The sequence below is a fragment of the Campylobacter sp. IFREMER_LSEM_CL2101 genome, assembly GCF_025771825.1.
Taxonomy (GTDB): domain Bacteria; phylum Campylobacterota; class Campylobacteria; order Campylobacterales; family Campylobacteraceae; genus Campylobacter_D; species Campylobacter_D lari_C.
The window spans coordinates 105,014-127,811 of record NZ_JAKMQZ010000005.1 but is presented as its reverse complement, the minus strand read 5'-3'; the positions used below and the strand labels follow the sequence as shown (position 1 = coordinate 127,811).

Here is a 22,798-nt window from a genome sequence, read left to right as displayed (position 1 = left end):
AAGGAGAAAGTTTGAAAAAAATACATAGCAGTTTGTGTGTTGCTTTATTGTTTGCAATAACACCGGATTTATCATTTGCTACTACGCAAGCTTTGTATGAAAAATCATCGTCAGCTTATATTATAAAAAATCATTCTTTTGAAAATCAAAATTTATATGATTATTCAAAAGATGTTTTTATCAAACTTAATGGAAAGAATTATTATGGAATTAAAAATAGTCAAAAAGACATTGACGGAGCAAGATTAATATATAATAATTTTGGTATATTAACTCCAGATATTAAAGATGAAGATATTGTTAGTGTGTTAAACACTATGGCTTTTATGAATACGCGTTCTAATATTTTTTACATTCCCTTTATTGTAACAGGTTTAAATCTGAAAAAAAATGTTAAAAATAGTCAGCTTATTTTGGAAAATGGTGAATTATCATCAGTGTATTATATAAAACCTAAAAATGTAAATAAAGAATTTCCAAAAGGTGTTGAAGATGCTTATAGATTTATAGTTAGCCCTGCTTTTGTAAATTATGCTAATGCTGTAAATAACTCACTTATAGTTAAAAATTCTTATATTAATATGGGTGTAGAAAATACTGAAACATTTGCATTAAATGGTGCTCCTTATGTAGCAGGTTCTATTGCTCTAAATGGCATGGTAGATTCAAATAAATTGAGTTTTGAAAAAGGTTCTAGGATAGGTTTATATAACACTCAATATATTACAAATTATGATGGTGCGCAACTTTATGATCGTAGGATACCTCATCTTTTTGGCGGATTTGCTACAGATGGTGATGTAAAAAATAACTCAATTGTTTTTAATGGGGTTGATTTTATAGTGCATGGAAAAAAGAATGAATATTTTGCATCTAGCACTATTGAAGCTTATGGTGGATTGGCTAATGTAAGTACAAGTGAAAATTTTAATGCTATTAATAATAAACTTATAATTAATAATATTAATCTAGATTTGGAAGTGGATAAAACAAAAAACCCTAGTTTTTATGATGCTGTTTTATTTGGAGAGTTTTTTGGAGGAAAATCTGTAAAAGGAAATGCTCTTAAAAATAAAATTTATGTAAGAAATCTTAATACTATAGGAGAATTAAATAAAAATTCTAAAGTGCAAGCTTCTATGAATTTTTATGGAGGTTTTGCTAGTAATGGTCAAGCAAATGAAAATCATGTAGAATTTGACTTTAAAAATCCATTTAAAATTAGTGATAATTTTTCAGGAAAAAATTATTTTAGATTATATGGTGGTTATGCAACAAAAGGAGCAAATGGTAATATTATTAGTATAAAAAATAATCTTAATGAAGAATTGGTTCCGCAAAACTATAAAGATGAACTTGTGGTGTATGCAGCTAGAACCTTAAGTGGTAATGCTAATGATAATAGTATTAATATTGAAAATTCTTTAATTTCTCTTCCTTTATATGGCTTTATAACCAAAAAAGTCACTATACAAGATCATGTTTATACACCTGAACAAGCAAATGGAAATAAAATCTCACTAAAGGAAATTAAATCATCAAAAAATTTAAGCTTTTTAATCGAGGCAAAAGAAGTTAATGATAATAAGATAACTTATGATTTAGTGCAAAGTCTTTCTGAAAATAGTTCTTTAGATAGAGGCTCAAAAATAGTTATAAGAGCAGATGAAAAAGCAAGTGGTAACTATATATATTTAAAAGATTATTCTTCAGCTGCTAAAGAAAGTGCTGTTGTCATTGGAGCTACTAATGAAAGTTCGTATAATAAAGTCATACTAGAAAATGCTACATTTGGAACTTCTTCGGATAAAAGAGAAGGGTATTTACATTTAATAGGTGGTGTATCTAAAAACACCCATCACAATATAGTAGAAATTTCTAATATTAACATAGATGAGTATAAAAATAAAAATGCTGTGTTTATTGCAGTATCTGCAGTTTTTAAAGATGAATATAAGGAAAGTAAATCTTACGATAATACTTTATATTTAGGTGGTAATTTTCTTACTTATGAAAATGATAGTATGAACTGTATTAGCGGTACAATACTACATGAGCATGTTGGAAAAAAAGTTTATAATCATATAGCCCCACATTTAGAAAATTTATCTAAAAATAATCATCTAATATTAGACGTTGCTTATGTTGGCACTGAAATGGTAAATAATTTTGAAGATTTTACTTTTGTAATATCTAAAAACACTCAAGCAAATCAAGCGATATTACATATTAGCAACGAACCTTTAAATCTTACTTTATCCGGAATTTTTAAAGTTCTAGCAAAAGATAATTTGACACTAAAAAACAAAACATTTAAGCTAGTACAAAGCGATAAAGGCTTTGTAGATGAAGTTGGTAAAAGCTTAAGTGAATATAGACTCAATAAATATCTAAGTAAAATGTCCTCTAATGTAAAAGACATATATTATAAACAAATAAAAAACTTAAAAGGTTTTAATGAAGTTAAATTTAGTTTAGAAGCTTCTAAAGATCTAAAAACTATTTATGTGAAATTTAATTAAATAAGGAGTTAAAACATGAAACAAGTTGGAAAAAAAATATTTCTTTCTACTATAGCATCATCTTTAATATTTTCTCCACTAATGGCTTTACCTAGTGGAGGCAAATTTACTCATGGAACTAGTGGTAGCATTATTACTAATGGTAATAATATGAGTATTACCGGAAAAACAGAAAACGGTAATCATGTTATCCAATGGGGTGGTGGATTTAATATAGGCAAGGGTGAAAGTGTAAAATTTACCACTAGTGGTCAAAATTATCTAAACATAGCTTATCAAAAAGATGCATCTAAAATTTTTGGTTCTTTAAATGGTGGGACTAATAATATTTATTTAATTAATCCTATGGGTGTAGTGATAGAAAAAGGAGGTAGTGTTACTGCAAATAAATTTGTAGCTTCTACTACTCCATTAAATGATGGGCAGGTTAATAAATTTTTATTACAAGGCTCAAAATTCTCCCCGGTATTTGATGTAAACAAAAAAGGAAATATAATTAATCTTGGAACTATTAATGCAGATAATATACTTTTAATAGGTAATAAGGTTGAGATAGGTGTTGGTGGTAAGATAAGAGGTCAAGATGGTTTAAAAAATGCTAAAGAAGCTCATTTGGTTGGAAATTATGTTTATGTAAATGTTGGTAAAGAAAGTGATGGAAACACCATTAAAGTAGATAAAAATAGCTTAAAAGGAACAGCTATCAAAGAAGGATATCTACAAAGAGATATGACTAGTTTTGAGGCAGATAAATATGAATTTGGAAATTTTGGAACCATTTTTAAAGCTTCTTATGATGGTAAAAATAGTGTGGATTTTACAAAAGCTGTTACTATAGGCGGATGGTATAATGATAATAATACTTTAGACCATGGTAAAAATGCAAATGAGTGGAAGCTTTTTGCAGATGGATGGAACGATAATGAATTGACAGAGGATATTTTTAAGGATGGACTTACTACTATAAGATTGATCAGTGATATTGACTTTACAGGGTTTTCTCTTATAGATCCAGTGGGTGCAAATAAATATGCCTTTAGTGGAGTTTTTGATGGTGGTGGTTATACTTTAAAAAATATTAAAATAAAAGCTCAAGATAGCTCTACTGGATGGAATACGGGATTATTTGGAAAAGTAGAAGGTAAAAATGGGCAAAAAGCTAAGATATATAACTTGAATGTTGATGGCTTAAGTTTTTCTGGTACAACTAATATAGGTGGAGGTTTTGTTGGACAAGCATCTTATGCAGAATTTGACAATATCCATTTAAAAAATTTTGAACTGCTTGAGTTTACGGATAATAAATATGATGATGGCGGAAAACTTTATGCTGGAGGTTTTGTAGGATGGGCTAAAGAAGGCTCTTCTTTTAAAAATATTACAATGGATAATATACAAGGTATAATATTAACTCCAGCTGGAACCAGTTCAAAGGAAAACAATATATACGTTGGTGGATTTGCAGGACTTGTTGATGGTGCGTATTTTGATAATATTTTACTTAATAATTTCGGGAAAATTCATGCACGTGCATATGAAACAGCAGCTTATATTTTTGCTGGAGGATTTGCGGGCTTTGCTAAAGATAACTCGTCGTTTAATAATATTACATTGAATAGGATAGGATTTTCTAAGCCAATAAACAATCATCAAAATAAAAATGATTATGGTTATGGTATTTATGCTGGGTATGATTTTGAAAAACCCGTAATTGGAAATAATTGGAATATAGCTGCTGCTGCTGGTGGTTTTGTAGGTGGTTTAAGTGGCGAAGGTTTATTTTTTGAAAATATAGTTTTAAATAATATAGGAGATATAGAGGCAATTTTAAAAGAAGCTCATTATCAGTATCCAGCACATTCTGGAGCAGGTGGGTTTGTTGGTATGATTTATAACGATATTGCATTAAATGGCGTGGATAAAAAAATATTTGACGCGAAATTTAATAATATTTATTTAAATTTTAACGATGTTATGAGTATTAGAGCAGATGGCGGTTGTGTAAATGGCTCTTTTGGACAATGTATATTTTATATGCCAAATTATGCTGGTGGTTTTTTAGGTGGTGTTAGAGGGCAAAATGAGGGCCAACAAGGGGGTAAATTTGGTAACAATTTTTCTATGAATAATATCTATCTTCAATATAGAAATGATGTTACTATTAATGTAGCTAATCAAAATGGAGAGTGGGCTAGAGGTATATTTGCTGGATGGTTGAATGAATCAAACTTTGCTAATATTCATAATGTAAATGCTTATTATGAGAAACGTCTGCCTCATCAAATTAATAATACAGGTTTTTATGGAGATTATTGGGATTATTATCGATTTTTTAAAAGTGATAGAAAATTTGAATTGTATGAATCTAGCAATAGGGATAAAATATCTTCAGGTATTTATAATGCACTAAAAAATTCTGGTTTAGAATATAATGACAAAGGATATTATACTTATTATAGTGAAAAAATTACTACACCAGATATTCCTGATTTAATTTCTCCTTCTATAGAAAAAAACGATTTTGATCCTGCTATGCTTCAGTATATTTTAGATGATATTATGAATGGACATTATACCTATAATACTAAAACAGGCAAATGGGAAATTGTAGGCGGAAATGAAAACAATGAAATTGATCAAAGTGTTGATTTTTTAAATACATTTTTTGCTAATGGTGCTATAGGGGATGAATTCTTTAATCTTTGGAAAGATGATAGTTTAGAATCTTATAAAAAATTTAAAGCAGCCTATGAAGTTTATACAAACAAAGAGACTATAAAACAAAAAAAAGAAGAAGAAGTAAAAAATGCTCAAGGTAATTTTAATGATGCTTATAGCGCTTATCAAGCTGCCTTAGCTGCTTTGATACGAAAAATTAATGATTATAATAAACTTAATGAACAAGGTATAACAGATAATTTACAATCAACTTATGATTCTATCTTAGCTGATATTAAAGCACTTGATCAACTATACTCTAACTTAATGGGTTCTTATGATAATTTAAAAAGCAATGTTTTTGTTAAAAATGACATTAAAGAAGTTGGAGGATATAATGGATATAACGGCTCATATGAAATTTTAGGTAGTGTTAATTTACCTATTAAAGGATTATTACCAACATTTAATGAGCCTGGAAAAGGAGGAGGAGGTGAAGATCCAACTGAACCAGAAGTTAAACCTAATATTCCAAAACCTGATCATAACTTAGTAAAAATTGCTTATTTTGAAGATGAAGAAAAAGAAGAAAAAGAAGAAGCAGAAATAGGCGAAGCTAGTGCAGATGCGGGTGGAATTCGTTGTATAGTAAGCGATGAATCTAAAACTATGAATGTGTGTATTACAAGAAAGAGATAAGAGCATGAATAAAAAGATATTTTTTATAAGTTTAATCACAGCCCAAACTTTATTATGGGCTGAATCTGATGAAACAAAAGTTAGAAAAATGATAGAATTATCTCCTCATTCATCTAATCCTCAAGTTAAAAATTTAAGCAATAGTTTAAAAAACAAAGATCAAGCTATAGAGTATAAACAAGAAAAAGAAATAAAACCACAAAGTCAATCTCAAGAAAATGTTAGTTATATTAAAGATTTTATTTTGCATATAGATAACGAAGGTGAGACTTTTGAAAAATTAAAAATCAATAAAGCAGATATTTTACAAGTTCTAGAAGGTTATAAAAAACAAGAACTTAATCTTCAAAATTTAAAAGATATCACAAATATCATTTCTTATATGTGTCAAGTTAGTGGTTATCCATCAACTGTTGCTTATATACCACCACAAGATTTGAGTAATCAGGTAGTTCAGGTGAATATTGCATTTGGTACTTTAGGGAAATTTATCATAAAAGATGAAGAATCTTTAATTTCATCTTATGCTATAAATAGTAAGTTAAATGAAAGCTTAAAAGGAAAAATTATAACTACCAAAAAGCTTGAAGATGCTATTTTTAGAATTAATGAGATGTATGGTATAAAAACATCAGCAACATTGCAATCTGGAACTGAATATGGCCAAAGTGATATTGTTGTGAAAATAGAAAAAGATGATCCAGCTAGTTTTTTGTTATATGCAGATAATTATGGAACTAAATCAACTGGAAGGTATCATGCAGGGGTAAGTGCCAGTTTTAATAATCTCTTTAAACAAGGAGATAATTATAATTTTTATCTACAAAATAGCGATGAGCAGCAAATTAACTTTGGGGCAACTTATAGTACTTTTTTAGGAGATTTAAAAATTTCTCCAACTATCTCAAAAGGTTCTTATATACTTGCTGGAGAAAGATATGAAGGTTTAGGTGCTTATGGAACTTCTTTAAATATAGGAGTTAATTTTTCTTATCCTATGTTTTTAACACATGAAGCTTCATCATATTTAATTTTTGGAATTACACACAAACAACTGCAAGATTACTATTTTGATGGTAGTTTGGGTTTTAAAAAATACAGTGTTGTAGGTAATGTTGGAACACAAGGAACTTATAGAGGAATTCCAAATAATTCCTTCAGCTACACTTTCAATGTGTTTTATGGAAATGTAGATGACGATGGAGGTAGTATAACTTTAGCAGGACCTGAATTGGGTCATTTTGGAAAAATAAATCTAGATGTTAATAATGAATATTATCTACACGAAAAACTTACTCATTTGTTTAGTTTTAGTTATCAAAAATCTATAGGAGGATCGATACTAGATAGTAGCGAAACTGCTTCTATAGGTGGTCCTTATGGGGTAAGAGCTTATTTAGAAGGAGAGGGCAGTGCGGATAATGCTATAAAAGCTAGTTTCGGAATAAGATATGAAACTCCTTTGTCAGGATTTTATATTACACCTTTTTATGATATAGGATATTCTTGGTATGAAAATAGCGATAATTATATAGATGATCATTATTTTATGGATGCGGTAGGACTTGAGTTGTTATATCTAAATCCTGGAAAACATTATATAAAACTAGATGGAGCTAGAGCTGCTCATAAATACAAATACGATGGAGAGCATAGAGCTAGAATTTATCTTAGTGGTGGGGTGTATTTTTGAGATTTAAAACTTTAAAATATAAACTATAACTTTGCTATAATTATACTTTATATTTTAGAGGTGTAAATGAATAAAATTTTATTATTAGCTGATGGAGTTTATGCGAAAGATTTTTTAAAGAAAATTCATAGCAATAAAACTTTCAAAGAGTCTTTGAGTGTTGTTTATTATAATGATGATAGTGTGGATTTAAGCTTAGAAAATGAACAAATCTCTTTTTATAAGTTTGATCCTACGAGTTTGATTAAGCTAGAAAATTTATTAAAAGAAAAATTCCATCAAGCTATCATTTACATGCAAGAAGAAGCTGATATGCTAGCTTGCTATAAAAATTTAAGAAAATTACACCCAAGATTAAATATAGTTATCATGGATTTATGGAATACTCAAATTGATGATAATTTTTGTGAAGTGATTAATATCTATGATACTTTAAGCACGAGATTAACAGGCTGTTTGGATAATATGCCATCAACTGCTCAATTTATAGGACTTGGGCAAGGTGAGATTATGGAGGTTAGAATTCCTGCAGGATCAAGCTTTGCTTACAGACATATAAGTTCTATTAGTCAAAAACGCTTTAAAATCGTAATGGTTTATAGAAATAATGAATTTATTTTAGCAAGACCTGGGCTTATTTTAATGCCAAATGATAGTATTTTAATTGTAGGTGATCCTAAAGTTTTACAAAGTGTTTTTACTAATGTTAAAACAAGTTTAGGACGCTTTCCATCGCCTTTTGGGGATAATATACTTTGTATTATAGATATGAAAAAAATGAGTGAGTTTGCCATAGAAAAGCTTATTTTTGCAAGCTTGCTTTTGCATATAAGGATTAATAGTAAAAAGCTTTATTTTAAAGTGATTAATCCTACTTTAAATCCTATGTATTATAAACTTAAAGCCTTGCATAAAAATAGTACTGAAGTGATATTTGACTATGAAAGTACAAATGTAAAAAATATTAAGCCTTTTGTGGAAAATACTAGCATAGGTTTGCTAGTGGTGGAGGATTATCTTTTTGAAAAAGAAAAAAGTTTTCTTTTTACTTTAAAAATTCCTGTGTTAAAAGCTGGTAAAGGGGATTTTGCGGACTTAAAATCATCGGTGGTTTTAAGCTCAAATTTTGAAGATGTAGAAGGTATTGCTTCTATTATGCTTGATTTAAATAAACAAATTCAACTAGGGCTTGCTTTGTATTATTATGCTTTAAAACTAAATAAAGCTGAAATTTTTGAATATCATCAGTATTTTGAAAGTCTTTCGAAACTTCATGATGAAAAATTACTTTTAATAGAAGAAAAAGAACACAATCCTATCAATAAATTTTCTTATAAACAAAATATATTGCATTTTGTACCATTTAATGAAAAAATTTTAGGTAGTAACTTCAATAAAATTTTAAAAACGGATTTAAATACGATATATTATAAGATGAATAAAAATTATCAATTATTTATACCATCACTGTGAGAAAACAATGCAAGTTAAAGTAAATTTAGAAAATAATACAAGTTATAATGTCTATATAAATGAGCTAGAAAAGTTAAATTTTGATACTAAAGTAGTGATTTTAACTAATGAATTAGTAGCAAAATTACATTTAGATACACTTTTGGAAAAAATTCAAGCTAAAGAACTTTTTGTTATAAAAATCAAAGATGGTGAAGAGTATAAAAATTTACAAACCATAGAATATATCTTAGATCAAATGTGTGCTTATAAGTTAGATAGAAAAAGCTTGCTTATAAGCTTTGGTGGCGGGGTGATCTCTGATATGGGTGGTTTTGTAGCAAGTATATATCAAAGAGGGATAGAATTTATTAATATCCCTACAACTTTACTAGCTTGCGTGGATGCAAGCGTGGGTGGTAAAACCGGGGTGAATAATAAATTTGGTAAAAACTTGATAGGCACTTTTTATCAGCCAAAAGCGGTGTATTGTGAGAGTGAATTTTTAAAAACCTTATCTTCAAGAGAACTAGCTGCTGGTATGGCTGAATTTATCAAAATGGCTGTGGTTTTTGATGAAGCAATTTTATCTTTTTTAGAAAATTTAGATGAGGATAAATTTTTAAATGCTAAACTTGATGATATTACCTTGGATCAAATCATTCAAAAAAGCATAGAACTTAAAGCTAATGTGGTTTCACAAGATGAAAAAGAAAGTGGCTTAAGAATGCTTTTAAACTATGGGCATACTTTTGCTCATGTTATAGAAAATCAAACAGGGTATAAAAAATACTTACATGGTGAAGCTGTGGCTATAGGTATGAATATGGCAAATGTTTTAGCATTAAATTTAGGATTATTAAGTAAGCAAGAATGCCAAAGAGTACAAAATTTACTTATGAAATTTAAATTACCCATATCTTATAAAATTGCAAATACACAAGAGTTTTACAATGCCTTTTTCTTGGATAAAAAGACACATTTTCAAAAGATTAATTTCATTTTAGCTTGTGGTTTGGGAAAAGCTTGCATAAAAAATGATATAAGCAAAGAAGATATTTTACGCACTTTAGAGGTGTTTGTATGAAAAAGATTTTTTTGCTTTTATTTTTACCATTTATAATGCTTTTAGCACAAGATGATATAGAACATTTAGATCAAAAACTCAATGAATTACATAATAATTTAGCTTATAATACTTGGGTGATTAAATATAATAATTTTAATATTTATAAAAAAACCCAAGATGAGATTTTAGCTTTAGAAAAAGAAAGTTTAAAGGCTAATGAACGTAATAAAAGCATTATAGAAAGGCAAATTTTAATCTTAAAAGAAAGATTAGAGCTTTTAAGTGAGTATAAAAGTGCAAATTTTTCCAAGATGGTATTAGCTCCTGAAGAAGTTGATAAAATAGATAAACTAACTAATCCTTTAGCTATCATTTCAGCATACTCACACATAAAAAAACTAAGACGCGATAAAGAAGAATACATTAATCTTTTGAATAGTTTTAAGCAGACTTTAGATGAGCTTATAAAAGAAAATGTTTTGGTTGCTGAGATAGCTAAATTAGCTCCAAGTAAAGAACATGATGAGCATTTAAAAATATCTAATCAAATGGTAAGAGATTTTTCACAAACTCTGCGTTTTGGAGAAATTTCTTATTCTGTGTATGAGAAAAAAATTCAAGAAGAAATTGAGAAAACAACAGCTTCTATTAAAATTCAAGGTGTAAGAGCTTTTAATATAGTTTTGGCTATTATTATCGTTGTAGCCATAGCGTTTTTACTCAAATTCATAGCTAGAAAATATATAGGCGATAATGATCGCTTTTATACAGCAAATAAAATCATTAATTTTATTAATATTAATGTGATTATTTTGATTTTGCTTTTTGGGTATATTGAAAATATTAGTTACTTAGTGACTGTGCTTGGTTTTGCTTCTGCTGGTTTGGCTATTGCTATGAAAGATATGTTTATGTCTATGCTTGGTTGGTGTGTGATAGTTTTTGGTGGAAGTTTTAGAGTGGGTGATAGAGTTAGAGTTTTTCAAAACAATACACATTATATCGGTGATATAATTGACATTTCATTTTTAAGAATAACCTTATATGAAGATATTTCTTTGCTAACTTATACAGATAATCGAAGAAGTGGTAGGATAATTTTCATACCAAATAATTTTATATTTACTAATCTCATATCAAATTATACTCATCATGGTATGAAGACAGTTTGGGATGGACTTGATATTACTTTAACTTTTGATTCAAATCATCAAAAAGCCTTAGAAATAGTAGAAGAAATCGTTATAAAAGCTTCTAAAGGTTATACAAAAATAGCAAAAGAATCTATGAGTAAATTAAGAAATGAATACAGCATTAGAAATCCTAAAGTAGAGCCTAGGTTTTTTACATTTTTAGAAGGTTATGGCATGAGAATTTCTGCTTGGTATATGACAAATTCTTATGCGGCTTTGATTTTAAGAAGTAATATAAGTAAAGAGATTATCAATGAATTTAATAAACACGATGATATAAAAATAGCTTATCCATCGCAAAATTTATATATGGCAAAACACGAATTTATAGAAAATAAGGAAGATATTTGAAAAAAAAGGTATATTTTAAAACTTTTGGTTGTAGAACTAATATTTATGATACACAATTATTAAAAACTTATATTAAAGATCATATTGTTACACAAAATGAGCAAGAAGCTGATGTGATAGTGATAAATTCTTGCACGGTTACAAATGGTGCTGATAGCGGGCTTAGAAGCTATATTAATGGTGTAAAGAAAAATGGAGTTAAGGTTATACTTACAGGCTGTGGTGCTGTAAGCAAGGGAAAGGATTTTTTTAATAAAAAAGAAATTTTTGGAGTTTTAGGAGCTTCTAATAAAGATAAAATTAATGAGTTAATCTCGCAAGATAAAGCTTTTTATGAGCTTGGAAATTTACGCTTTATCGATACAAAAATCGTAAGTAATTATGAAAATCACACTAAAGCTTTTGTAAAAATTCAAGAAGGATGTGACTTTGCTTGTAGCTATTGTATAATCCCAAGTGTTAGAGGTAAATCAAGAAGTATGCCAAGTGAGGAAATAATAAAGCAAATTAAGCTTTTAGCTCAAAATGGCTATAGTGAAGTGGTTTTAACGGGTACTAATATAGGAAGTTATGGTTTAAAAGATAAAACTACACTTGGAAAATTATTACAAGAAATAGGCAAGGTTAATGGTATAAAAAGAGTAAGACTTGGGAGTTTGGAGCCTGCTCAAATTGATGAGAGTTTTAAAGAAATTTTAGATGAGCCTTGGCTTGAAAAACATTTGCATATTGCCCTGCAGCACACTCATGAAAAAATGCTACGCATTATGCGTAGAAGATCGCATACGCAAAATGATTTAGCACTGTTTAATGAGTTAAGTCAAAAAGGTTTTGCTTTAGGGACAGACTTTATCGTAGCACACCCTGGAGAAAGTGAGTTAATATGGCAAGAAGCTTTAGAAAATTTCAAGCAATTTAAACTTACGCATATCCATGCTTTTATTTTCTCACCACGCGATGGAACGCATTCTGCTTCTATGAGTGAGCGAATCAATGGTGAAATAGCCAAAGAAAGATTAAATATTTTAAAAGATATAGTTGCGCAAAATAATTATGAGTTTAGAAAAAATCAAAAAAATACTTTAGAAATTTTAGTTGAGAGTAAAAAAGATGGTTTTTATGAAGGCTATGATCAATTTTTTAATAAAATCAAAATTGTAAGCAAAGAAGATATTGCTAAACAATGGATAAGTATTGAAAAATATGAATGCAAAGAAGATTGTAACTATGTAAGGTTAGAGGATGAAAAATAAAAAGATTATCTTAGCTTCATTTTTATTACTTTGTGTTTTTGTAGTAGTTGCGTTTATAAAAAATCAGCCTGATTATATTAGTAAAGCTGCTTATGAAGAGCTTTTAGAACAAAATTTAATCCAAAAAGCCATAGTAGAAAATAATGAAATATTATTAAAAAGTAAAGAAGGAAATTTTTTAATTGCTAAAGATGTAGTGGATTTAAATGCTTTGTGGCAAAAAATTCCTTTAGAATATGCTAAAGATTATAACTTAAGTGAGTTTTTTTTGATCTTTATTTTGCTTGCTTTTCTTATAAGCTTTTTACTCTTTCTTAATAAAAAAAATAAAGATAGACAAAATTTACTTTCTTTAGAAAAAAATATTTTAGAAAAAAATGAACAAAATAACACTATACAAGATGTAGTAAGTGAAGTTAAATTTAAAGATGTAGCAGGGGTTGATGAGGCTAAGGTAGAGCTTTTAGAAATCGTTGATTTTTTAAAAAATCCTCAAAAATATAAAGATTTTGGTGTGAAAATGCCAAAAGGGGTTTTACTAGTAGGCCCTCCTGGAGTGGGTAAAACCTTGATAGCAAAAGCAGTAGCAGGTGAAGCTGGGGTGCCATTTTTTTATCAAAGTGGGGCTAGTTTTGTAGAAATTTATGTAGGTATGGGTGCAAAAAGAGTTAGAGAGCTTTTTTTAAAAGCTAAATCAAAAGCTCCAAGTATCATTTTTATAGATGAAATTGACGCAGTTGGTAAAAGTAGGGGGGATTTTTCTAATGTAGAAAGAGATAATACCCTAAACCAACTTTTAACTCAAATGGATGGATTTGAAGATAATAGCGGGGTTATAGTAATGGCTGCTACAAATAAAATCGATCTTATGGATAATGCGCTGTTAAGATCAGGGCGTTTTGATAGAAGAATTTTTATATCTTTGCCTGATTTTAAAGATAGAATGCATATTTTACAAAATTATATGAAAGAAAAAAAATCTAGTGTAGATTTAGAAAAAATCGCAAAAGCTAGTGTGGGTTTTAGCGGAGCAGCTTTAGAGACTTTAGTTAATGAAGCGGCCATTAATGCTATAAGAAGAAAATCAGATTTAATAGAAGAAAATGATTTTTTTGCAGTGCTTAATAAGGTTTTAATGGGTAAAAAAAAGATTTTCTCTCTAAGTGATAAGGAAAGAAAAATTCAAGCCACATACCAAGCAGCTAAAGCTTTGTGTGCTTTTTATTTTGATGTTAAATTTGAAAAAATTACCCTAATCGAAGATAGATTTAAAGAGTATGAAAATACCATCAAATCAAAATCAGAATTATTAAATAAAATAAAAGTTTTTCTAGCAGGCTCAGTTGCTATGGAGCTTATTTTTAATGAAAGCTATACTAATGCACAAAGTGATCTTTTAAAGGTTAAAGAATTGCTTACTTTCATGGAAACTTTTGCTATGGCAAATGAGGGTTTATTGCAAGAGCAAAAGCAAGAAGTGAAAGAATTTTTAGAATTAATGAAAGAAAAAGTAGTGAGATTAGCTAGCATTCTTTTAGAAAATGAAAAAATAGAAAAACAAGATGTAGAAAAAATCATAATGGAGTAAAAATGGTAAAAATAGGAATTTTAGTACTTTCAGATAGAGCAAGTAACGGAGTTTATGAAGATAAATCCGGAGTAGAGATAGAAAAAATTTTAGATTCTTATATAAAAAATGAAAAAAGTTTTTATTATGAGCTAATTCCTGATGAGTATGATTTAATTATAGAAAAATTAGCTTATTTAGCTGATGAAGTAAAATGTGATTTGATTTTTACTACAGGAGGTACGGGGCCTGCTTTGCGTGATGTGACACCAGAAGCAACGCAAGCGGTGTGTGATAAAATGCTTCCAGGTTTTGGGGAGTTAATGCGTGCAAAAAGCTTAGAATATGTGCCAACGGCTATACTTTCAAGACAAAGCGCGGGTATAAAAGGAAAATCATTAATCATTAACTTACCGGGCAATCCAAAAGCTATAAGAGAGTGCATTGAGCCTATATTTCCTGCTATTCCTTATTGTGTGGATTTAATAGGTGGAGCTTATATTGAAAATAATGAAGAGGTAATTTCTGTATTTAGACCAAAGAAAAAGTAAGTCTAACTAGACTTACTTTGAGGTTTTATAACCTTGCGATAAAAGTGCGTTCATACCACCTTTTAAATTAGTAACTTCTATGCCATTTTGATCTAATAAAGCAGAAGCTTTAGCACTTCTTGAGCCACTTCTACAAACTATAGCGATAGGTTTGTTACTTGAAATCTTTTTAATTTCCTCAACGAAATTTTCATTTACACTGCCATCTTCATTGTAAAAGCTAATTTTAATGGCATTTTTTATAGTACCAGTTTGTGCCCATTCGCTAGGTTTTCTAACATCAATTACTTGATAATTTTCCAAATTATCCGCATTAATATCGATATTTTTCACTTCTGCTAAAACAAAACTAGCACAAAGTGCTAAAGATAAAAATATTTTTTTCATAATCAACTTTCCTTTTTTGTAGCTTCATAGCCTTGCGATAAAAGTGCTACCATGCCACCATCTAGATTAGTACATTCTATACCTAGAGCATCTTCTATCATCATAGCAGTGTGTTTGCTTCTTGAGCCTGTAGCGCATACAAAGGCTATGTTTTTATTTTGATAATCTACTTTTTCTTTAAACTCTTGGATGAAATTTTCATTCATAAAGCCATTATCATCGCAAAGTGCGATGAGTATAGCTTCTTTTATAACCCCGCTTTTCCATTCGCTTGGGGTTCTTACATCTATAATGCAAAATTCGTGTAAAATATCTTTAGAAATAGTTATATTTTTCATTTTTCTAAAGCCTTAGAAACGATTTTGCTTAAGGCATTGTTAAATTCGCTAGGGTTATCTATACCCATACCTTCACTAAGTTTAGCCATATTTAAAAGAATATGTGCCATTTCATTAGCTAAGGTATCATTTTCTTTTAAGGCTTTTAAAATTTCATGATTAGGATTGATTTCAAGTATAGGTTTAACTTGCTGTTCTTGTCCCATTTGTTTAAGAATTTGTTGCATAGCAAAATCAGGTTTATTTTGATCATAAACAATACAGCTTGGACTATTTGAAAGTCTTTGGCTAAGTTTTACCTCTTCAATTTCATCTTTTAAAACTTCTTTTATTTTGATGAGTAAGCTTGCAAATTCAGCCTTTTGTTCTTCGCTAGTTTCTTCACTAGCTAGATGATTGATAGCGCTAAATTTTAAACCTTCAAATTCATTCATCATAGGCATAACTATGGTATCAATTTCCTCATCAAGTAATAAAACATTGATATTTTTTTGTTTATAGCTTTCAAGTAATGGAGAATTTCTTAAAAGTTTTTCATTTTTTCCGCTGATATAAAAAATTTCATTTTGTCCTTCAGCTAAGTTTTGTTTATACTCTTCAAGATCAATTAATTCTTCTTTATTTGAGTTTTTAAAGTATAAAAGCTTAGCTATAGCGTCTTTATTTTCGCCAAAACCATATAAACCTTCTTTTAAAACTTTTCCAAAATTCTCATGAAATTTAAGATAATTTTCTTTATCTTTTTCTTTGAATTTTTTAAGTTCTGCTAGGATTTTTTTAACACTTGCTTCTTGAACGCTTTTTAAGATTTTATTTTCTTGCAAGATCTCACGACTAACATTAAGCGGTAAATCTTCTACATCAATAATCCCGCGTACAAATCTTAAATAAGTTGGTAATAATTCTTTATCATCATCGCTGATAAAAACTCTTTTTACATAAAGTTTTAAACCACTTTTATAATCTACTCTATATAAATCAAATGGAGCTTGTGCTGGTATAAAGAATAAAGAATTATACTCTATAGAACCTTCAGCTTTTGTGTGAATATAAAGCATAGGTTTGTTTGAGTCATGAAAGTTTTGCTCATAAAATCTTTCATAATCTTCAGCTTTTAAACTTGCTTTATTTTGTCTCCATAAAGCACTTGCTGTGTTAATTTGAGTGTTTTTTAATTCTTTTTTAGGTTCTTTTTCGCCTTCTTCTAGTGGTAAATACTCTTCTTTTTCCATAAAAATAGGAAATTGTATGTGATTTGAGTATTTTTCTACTATACTTTCAATGCGGTATGAGTTTAAAAATTCTTCATCTTTTAAATGTAAGGTTATGCAAGTGCCTTGCTCATCTTTATTTGCATCTTCTATTTCATAACCACTAGCATCAGAAGTCCAAAGATAAGCTTTATCATCTAATGCCTTTTTGCTTAAAACTTCTATTTTAGAAGCCACCATAAAAGCAGAGTAAAAGCCTACACCAAATTGTCCTATAAGTTGAGAGTCTTTTTTGGCATCACCACTTAAATTTTCTAAAAAGCTTTTTGTACCACTTTTAGCAATGGTTCCAAGATGATTGATCAAATCTTCTTTATTCATACCTATACCATTATCGCTTATGGTTAGGGTTTTTGCTTCTTGATTGAAGTTGATTTGAATTTTTGGCTCAAATTTTAAATTTTTATAAGCATCATCACTCACGCTTAAATAACTAAGTTTGTCAAGTGCGTCGCTTGCATTAGAAATAAGCTCTCTTAAAAAAATTTCTTTGTTTGAATACAAAGAATGAATCATAAGTTGTAAAAGTTGATTAACTTCAGTTTGAAATTGCATTTATATCTCCTTTATTTAAAAATTAAAAAACCAATCCATACTGCCAAAAGACAAAGGATAATATTTAAAATAATATTTAGAAAAAAGTGAAAATAATCACCACTTTGCAAAAATAGCAAATTTTCATAAGAAAAAGTTGAAAAAGTCGTAAAAGCACTTAAAAAACCCGTGCTAATTAAACTTTTAGTAAAAATATGCACGCCTTTAGAGTTTGCATAAGAAAAAAACAAGCCCATTAAAAAAGATCCTATGATATTAACAAGTAAAGTACCATAGGGAAAATCATGTGGAATGATTTTATTAAAAAAGCTACTAGTAAGCATTCTAGATATAGCCCCTAAAAAGCCACCAAAACCTACAGCCAAAACCGTACTAATCAAGCTTTTGACCTTTCGTTATCTAAGATTGTTTGCATTTTTTCTCTAGTTTGATCAAGCCAATCATCTTTACTTGTATCAACAAGATCAAGAAATACTACTTTTAAAACACCACTCTTTGCACTAAAGTTTTGTGTGTCTAAAATTTTAGCTGAATCAACAATTACCACAGGTTGGACTTTTAGCTTAAGTTTTTCACTTAAAATTTTAGCTCCAACTTTGAATTTTAAAAGTTTTTGCGTTTTAGATCTTGTACCTTCTGGAAAAATAGCCAAAATTCTATCTTCTTTTAGTCTTTCTTTAGCCTCTTTTAAAAGTTTTACTAGACCCTTTGGACTTCTATCTATACAAATAATTTTAGGTTTTTTAATCAAAGTTTTAAAAACGGGGAGTTCGCCAAGTTCTTTTTTTGCTATCCAAGATATATTTTTTGGGCATAAATCTTCCAAAACAACTATATCTAACAAGCTTTGATGATTGATTAAAAGTAAATTAGCTTGAGGGTGTATAGAACCTTGGGTTTGAATTTTATAATTTATTATATATTTTTGTAGTTTTGACCATGCTTTTCTGATTTTCCAAATTTTTTCTTGTGATTGCAATAATAAAAAAGCAATACATAAAAATATAATAGATAAAATAAATTCAATCCAAAATATTAAAGCTTTAAATCTTTGATAAATCTTCACTTTTTACCCAGCCTATTTTTCCATTATTAAATAAAATTTTTTTATATTCATCTCTTGAATCTAGCACTTCTACTTCTTGGTTATATTTTCCAGAATAAAAATGAGTTGAGTTTAGAGTTGGTAAAATTTGTACTTTACTTTCAGCTTTTAATATAGCTTTATATATGTTATTTTGGGCTAAAAAACTTGCTATTAAAGCTAAAATTGCTAAGCCTAAAGCTACATAGCTTTTCTTAAATACAAACCATAAAGCAAAAATACCACACAAGCTCCACAAAAACACTTGTTTGTAAAAATTAAAATCATTAGTTTTTGGATTTAAATCACTTTGTGTGCTTATACTATCTTCTTTAAGTTCTATTTTTAAGGAAAAATCTTTTAGTTCTTTAGAATTTAAATTAAAATAAGAAAAATCAAAACGCGTTTTGCTTTTATCTAAAATAGCATAATAAAATCCACTTTGTTTTTCAAAATCGCCTTTAATAGCCTCTACACCTTGTTTTTGAATATCTTTTATATTAAAACTTGCTAGGTTTGTGTTTTCTCCTGCAAGTTCTATAAATAAAATCATATTGTCATTATCAAAATGGCTTGCTTTTACTTGTTTTACTTCTAAATTACTTGCAACTATGTGTGAGTATTTGTTAGAAGGAGCGTCGATTTTTTTAAGTCTAATAGGTTTTATAATTAGTGATGAGCTTTGAAAAATATGATCATTTCTACTTAAAGAAACGATGATTTTATTTAAATTAGCATTTAAACTTTTTGCTTCAAACCATAATTTTGTGTGATATGAATTAGCTTTTTGCTCCCAAATAGGATTAGGATTAATCCAAAGCATATCGTCATTTTTTTCAAAGCTCACATTTAAATCAAAACTTACATTAGTTGTGGTGATAACCTCAAGATCTATAGCAAAAGCTTCATCTGTATAAGCTTCATCAGTGTATTCTTTTGCATTTAATACCAAAGAGCCCTGAGGAATAAAATTTTCATCATTGACTTTACTTTCATAATTACTCTCATCACTTGGAGCGATGGTTTGATAAATTTGTTTAGCTTGATCGTCTAATTGATTGTAATTTTTTTCTAAGGTGTTATAATCTTCAAAAACACTGTTTTCTTGAGCATATAAATTAAGTGCTAGTAAAAAAACACAAAAAACTTTGAAGGTTTTTAGCAATTTAAAAATCCTTCAAACATTTTAAGTCCTACTTTTGAGCCAAGTATATCATCACACATTCTTTCAGGGTGTGGCATAAGTCCAAAAACTTTTTTATTCTCATCACAAATTCCAGCTATATCGTTTAAGGAGCCATTTGGATTATTGATATATCTTAATAAAATCATATCTTTATCTTCTAGCATTTTAATACCATCTTCGCTATTAAAATAATTTCCTTCTCCATGAGCAATAGGTAATTCTATAATGTCATTTTTTTGGAAATTTTCCAAAAAAGCATTATTGTTTGATACTACTTGCAATGCTTGCATTTTAGAAATAAAACTTAAGCTATTATTATGTTTCATAGCTCCCTTTAAAAGACCAAGTTCTAATAAAATTTGAAAACCATTGCAAATACCTAGGACATATCCACCTTTTTGTACATGTTCTTTAAGTGTTTTCATAGCAGGAGCAAGTTTTGCAATGGCTGCACATCTTAAATAATCTCCATAAGAAAATCCACCTGGCAAAACAATTAAATCTGCGCTAAAATCTTGTCTTTCATGCCAAATGATTTCAGTTTTTACACCTAGTTTTTCAAAAGCATAAGCTGTATCAAACTCGCAATTAGTTCCAGGAAAACGAATAATAGCTACTTTCATAATATTATCTCATAATCTTCTATCACAGTATTTGCAAGTAATTCTTTGCACATTAAATCAACTTGTTTTAAAGCTTCTTCTTTATCATCACAAGCTATATCAAAACTAATTTGTTTTGAGGTTTTAACATTTGCTATGTTATTAAAATCTAAAGAATGCAAAGCCTTTTCTATGGCTTTGCCTTGAGGATCTAAAACCCCATTTTTAAGTGTGATATTTACAGTTACTTTCATTATTTTTCCTAACTTAAAATTCTTTTTAATACTTCTTCATAGGCCATTTTTACATTGCCTAAGTCTTGTCTGAAGCGATCTTTGTCTAATTTTTCATTAGTTTTACTATCCCAAAATCTACAACTATCAGGGCTAATTTCATCAGCTAATATCATATTTCCTTCACTATCAATACCAAATTCTAATTTAAAATCAATCAGTCTTAATCCTTTAGATTCAAAGAATTTAACTAAGATGGAGTTAATATGTCTTGCGGTGTTTTTGATTAATTCTAAATCTTTTTCACTTTTTACTAAATTTAAAATTAAACAATGTTCATCATTGATAATAGGATCACCTAAATCATCATTTTTATAACAAAACTCAACTACAGCAAAAGGTAAAATTGTACCTTCTTTAATGCCTAATCTTTTTGTCAAAGATCCTGTAGCTACATTTCTAGTAATAACTTCAATAGGTATAATATTGCATTTTTTAACAATTTGTTCTTTATCGCTGATAGTTTCTACTAAATGTGTTTTAATCCCTTCTTTTTCTAAAAGATGAAAAATTTCAGTACTAATTTTACAATTTAATGCACCTTTTCCTGCTTCATTACCTTTTTTTTCTGCATTAAAAGCAGTTAAATCATCTTTAAATTCTGTGATGAGTAAATTCTCATCATCAGTTTTAAACATTTTTTTACCTTTTCCCTCGTATAAAAGATCTAGTTTTGTTGCCATTTTACTCTCCTTTTGTGATGTTTAAAATTTTGATTGCGTCAATTGCTGTTTTTAGCTGTATATCATTATCAATTTGTTCTTTGGTGATGATATTTTTATCTTCTTTATTATCTTTTTTCTTTTCTTGATGTCCGATTTTATCAAGTTCAGCTTGTAGGTGTTTTTTTAGATCGCTTTCTTTGATTTCAAAGCCATGATTTTCTTCTTTACTTACTTTTCCTGGGAATACTTCTATATCAGGACTAACCCCGACAGCTTGTATGGTTCTACCACTTGGTAAATAATATTTTGCTATAGTAAGTCTTAAGCCTTCTTTACCTTTTTCATCCATAGGTAATATAAGTTGCACACTACCTTTTCCAAAGGTTTTTTCACCTACTATAATAGCACGTTTAAAATCTTGTAAAGCCCCGCTTACAATCTCACTTGCACTAGCGCTACCACCATTTACAAGCACTACTAAAGGTGCGTTGGTGATTTTTTTACTAGGATTTGCTTTAAATTCTACATTCTCACTTTCTATTTTTCCTTTTTGTGAGACAATGACTCCTTTATCTACGAAAAGATTTACCAAACCTACAGCTTGATTTAAAATACCACCTGGGTTAGTTCTAAGATCTAGTATAATTCCTTTTACATTAGAATGTTTTTTGATCGCTTTACTAGCTTCATCTACGACATTTTTATCAAAATTAGTCACTCTTAAATAAAGCAAGTTTTCATTTTCGATTAATTTTGTATAAACACTATCTACTTTTATAATATCTCTTTTTAAATTAACATCAAATGGTTTTGCATCGCCTTTTCTATAGATAGTTAGGGTAACCTTTGTCTTAGGTTCTCCGCGCATTTTAGAAACAGCTTCATTTAAAGTCATACCTAAGGTTGATTCGTTATTGATTCTTAAAATAATATCATCAGTTTTAATGCCTGCTTTGTCTGCTGGGCTTCCTTCTATAGGGGCTACAACACTAATTGCTCCATCTTTTTGCGTAATAGTAAAGCCAAGTCCTCCAAATTCTCCATTAGTTTGTTCTTTAAGTTCTTTATAGCCTTTTTCATCTAAGAAAGAAGAATGAGCATCTAAATTTGTTAGTAAACCTGCTATGGATTTATCAACTAAATCTGTATAATTAACATCATCAACATAGTATTGTTCTATGATAGACATGGTTCTTGTGAGTTTAGATAAAGCTTCTATTTTCTTTTCTGCTTCACTAGGAGCGGGGTTTTTAGCTTGTAAATTCGTAAAAATAAAAGAAGCAGTTACTAAACTACAAATGCTAGCTGCGATAATAAGATTTCTTTTTGTCTTCAAAGGAAAAACTCCAAAATAAATATGAATTCATAAAATAATTATCTAATTTTAGTTATTTTTGCTTAAAAAATCG

Annotated in this window: 19 protein-coding genes; 9 read left to right on the top strand and 10 right to left on the bottom strand. The window is 28.8% G+C overall.

What is annotated here, in order from left to right; translation table 11 throughout:
* Positions 1 to 11 precede the first annotated feature (11 nt).
* From L8V88_RS04760 to mog, 9 genes are all read left to right on the top strand, one after another.
* A complete protein-coding gene (locus L8V88_RS04760; protein WP_263727080.1) occupies positions 12 to 2,522 on the top strand; it encodes a hypothetical protein in 2,511 nt (836 codons plus the stop codon).
* Between the two features lie 15 nt (positions 2,523 to 2,537).
* Positions 2,538 to 5,879 carry a filamentous hemagglutinin N-terminal domain-containing protein gene (locus tag L8V88_RS04755; RefSeq protein WP_263727079.1) on the top strand — a complete coding sequence of 1,114 codons (3,342 nt, stop codon included), beginning with the start codon at positions 2,538 to 2,540 and terminating at the stop codon, positions 5,877 to 5,879.
* Between the two features lie 4 nt (positions 5,880 to 5,883).
* Positions 5,884 to 7,572, top strand: a complete 1,689-nt coding sequence (locus L8V88_RS04750; RefSeq protein WP_263727077.1) for a ShlB/FhaC/HecB family hemolysin secretion/activation protein — start codon at positions 5,884 to 5,886, stop codon at positions 7,570 to 7,572.
* A gap of 66 nt (positions 7,573 to 7,638) precedes the next feature.
* Positions 7,639 to 9,045 carry a COG3400 family protein gene (locus tag L8V88_RS04745; protein WP_263727075.1) on the top strand — a complete coding sequence of 469 codons (1,407 nt, stop codon included), beginning with the start codon at positions 7,639 to 7,641 and terminating at the stop codon, positions 9,043 to 9,045.
* Between the two features lie 7 nt (positions 9,046 to 9,052).
* Complete coding sequence (gene aroB, locus L8V88_RS04740; RefSeq protein WP_263727073.1) at positions 9,053 to 10,111, top strand: 3-dehydroquinate synthase; 1,059 nt, start codon at positions 9,053 to 9,055, stop codon at positions 10,109 to 10,111.
* Positions 10,108 to 11,637, top strand: coding sequence for a mechanosensitive ion channel domain-containing protein (locus tag L8V88_RS04735; RefSeq protein ID WP_318529682.1), 1,530 nt, complete (start codon positions 10,108 to 10,110; stop codon positions 11,635 to 11,637). Before aroB ends, L8V88_RS04735 begins: the two co-directional genes overlap by 4 nt.
* On the top strand, positions 11,634 to 12,890 hold the full coding sequence (gene mtaB, locus L8V88_RS04730; RefSeq protein WP_263727071.1) for a tRNA (N(6)-L-threonylcarbamoyladenosine(37)-C(2))-methylthiotransferase MtaB: 1,257 nt from the start codon (positions 11,634 to 11,636) through the stop codon (positions 12,888 to 12,890). The genes L8V88_RS04735 and mtaB overlap by 4 nt, the downstream gene beginning before the upstream one ends.
* Positions 12,880 to 14,478: an AAA family ATPase gene (locus L8V88_RS04725; protein ID WP_263727070.1), complete on the top strand. Its 1,599-nt coding sequence runs from the start codon at positions 12,880 to 12,882 to the stop codon at positions 14,476 to 14,478. The genes mtaB and L8V88_RS04725 overlap by 11 nt, the downstream gene beginning before the upstream one ends.
* 2 nt (positions 14,479 to 14,480) lie before the next feature.
* The gene (gene mog / locus L8V88_RS04720; protein ID WP_263664703.1) at positions 14,481 to 15,008 is read left to right on the top strand and encodes a molybdopterin adenylyltransferase; all 528 of its coding nucleotides are present in this window, start codon (positions 14,481 to 14,483) and stop codon (positions 15,006 to 15,008) included.
* A gap of 12 nt (positions 15,009 to 15,020) precedes the next feature.
* Here mog and L8V88_RS04715 read toward each other — a convergent pair whose 3' ends face one another.
* The 10 genes from L8V88_RS04715 to L8V88_RS04670 are packed head-to-tail and all read right to left on the bottom strand — an operon-like array spanning position 15,021 to position 22,725.
* Positions 15,021 to 15,395 carry a rhodanese-like domain-containing protein gene (locus tag L8V88_RS04715; RefSeq protein WP_263727068.1) on the bottom strand — a complete coding sequence of 125 codons (375 nt, stop codon included), beginning with the start codon at positions 15,393 to 15,395 and terminating at the stop codon, positions 15,021 to 15,023.
* Between the two features lie 2 nt (positions 15,396 to 15,397).
* Positions 15,398 to 15,733, bottom strand: coding sequence for a rhodanese-like domain-containing protein (locus L8V88_RS04710; protein WP_263676802.1), 336 nt, complete (start codon positions 15,731 to 15,733; stop codon positions 15,398 to 15,400).
* Positions 15,730 to 17,559, bottom strand: coding sequence for a molecular chaperone HtpG (gene htpG / locus L8V88_RS04705; protein ID WP_263727066.1), 1,830 nt, complete (start codon positions 17,557 to 17,559; stop codon positions 15,730 to 15,732). The genes L8V88_RS04710 and htpG overlap by 4 nt, the downstream gene beginning before the upstream one ends.
* Positions 17,560 to 17,570: 11 nt before the next feature.
* Positions 17,571 to 17,939, bottom strand: a complete 369-nt coding sequence (gene crcB, locus L8V88_RS04700; RefSeq protein ID WP_263676800.1) for a fluoride efflux transporter CrcB — start codon at positions 17,937 to 17,939, stop codon at positions 17,571 to 17,573.
* Positions 17,936 to 18,625 (bottom strand): lysophospholipid acyltransferase family protein, encoded by a 690-nt coding sequence (locus tag L8V88_RS04695; protein ID WP_263727064.1) that lies wholly within the window; start codon positions 18,623 to 18,625, stop codon positions 17,936 to 17,938. Before L8V88_RS04695 ends, crcB begins: the two co-directional genes overlap by 4 nt.
* Complete coding sequence (locus L8V88_RS04690) at positions 18,603 to 19,808, bottom strand: SH3 domain-containing protein (RefSeq protein ID WP_263727062.1); 1,206 nt, start codon at positions 19,806 to 19,808, stop codon at positions 18,603 to 18,605. Before L8V88_RS04690 ends, L8V88_RS04695 begins: the two co-directional genes overlap by 23 nt.
* On the bottom strand, positions 19,802 to 20,452 hold the full coding sequence (gene purQ / locus L8V88_RS04685; RefSeq protein WP_263727061.1) for a phosphoribosylformylglycinamidine synthase subunit PurQ: 651 nt from the start codon (positions 20,450 to 20,452) through the stop codon (positions 19,802 to 19,804). Before purQ ends, L8V88_RS04690 begins: the two co-directional genes overlap by 7 nt.
* Positions 20,449 to 20,685 (bottom strand): phosphoribosylformylglycinamidine synthase subunit PurS, encoded by a 237-nt coding sequence (gene purS, locus L8V88_RS04680; protein WP_039618190.1) that lies wholly within the window; start codon positions 20,683 to 20,685, stop codon positions 20,449 to 20,451. Before purS ends, purQ begins: the two co-directional genes overlap by 4 nt.
* Positions 20,686 to 20,693: 8 nt before the next feature.
* Positions 20,694 to 21,407: a phosphoribosylaminoimidazolesuccinocarboxamide synthase gene (gene purC / locus L8V88_RS04675; RefSeq protein ID WP_039618192.1), complete on the bottom strand. Its 714-nt coding sequence runs from the start codon at positions 21,405 to 21,407 to the stop codon at positions 20,694 to 20,696.
* A 1-nt stretch (position 21,408) separates the two neighbouring features.
* A complete protein-coding gene (locus tag L8V88_RS04670) occupies positions 21,409 to 22,725 on the bottom strand; it encodes a S41 family peptidase (RefSeq protein WP_047208249.1) in 1,317 nt (438 codons plus the stop codon).
* Positions 22,726 to 22,798 lie beyond the last annotated feature (73 nt).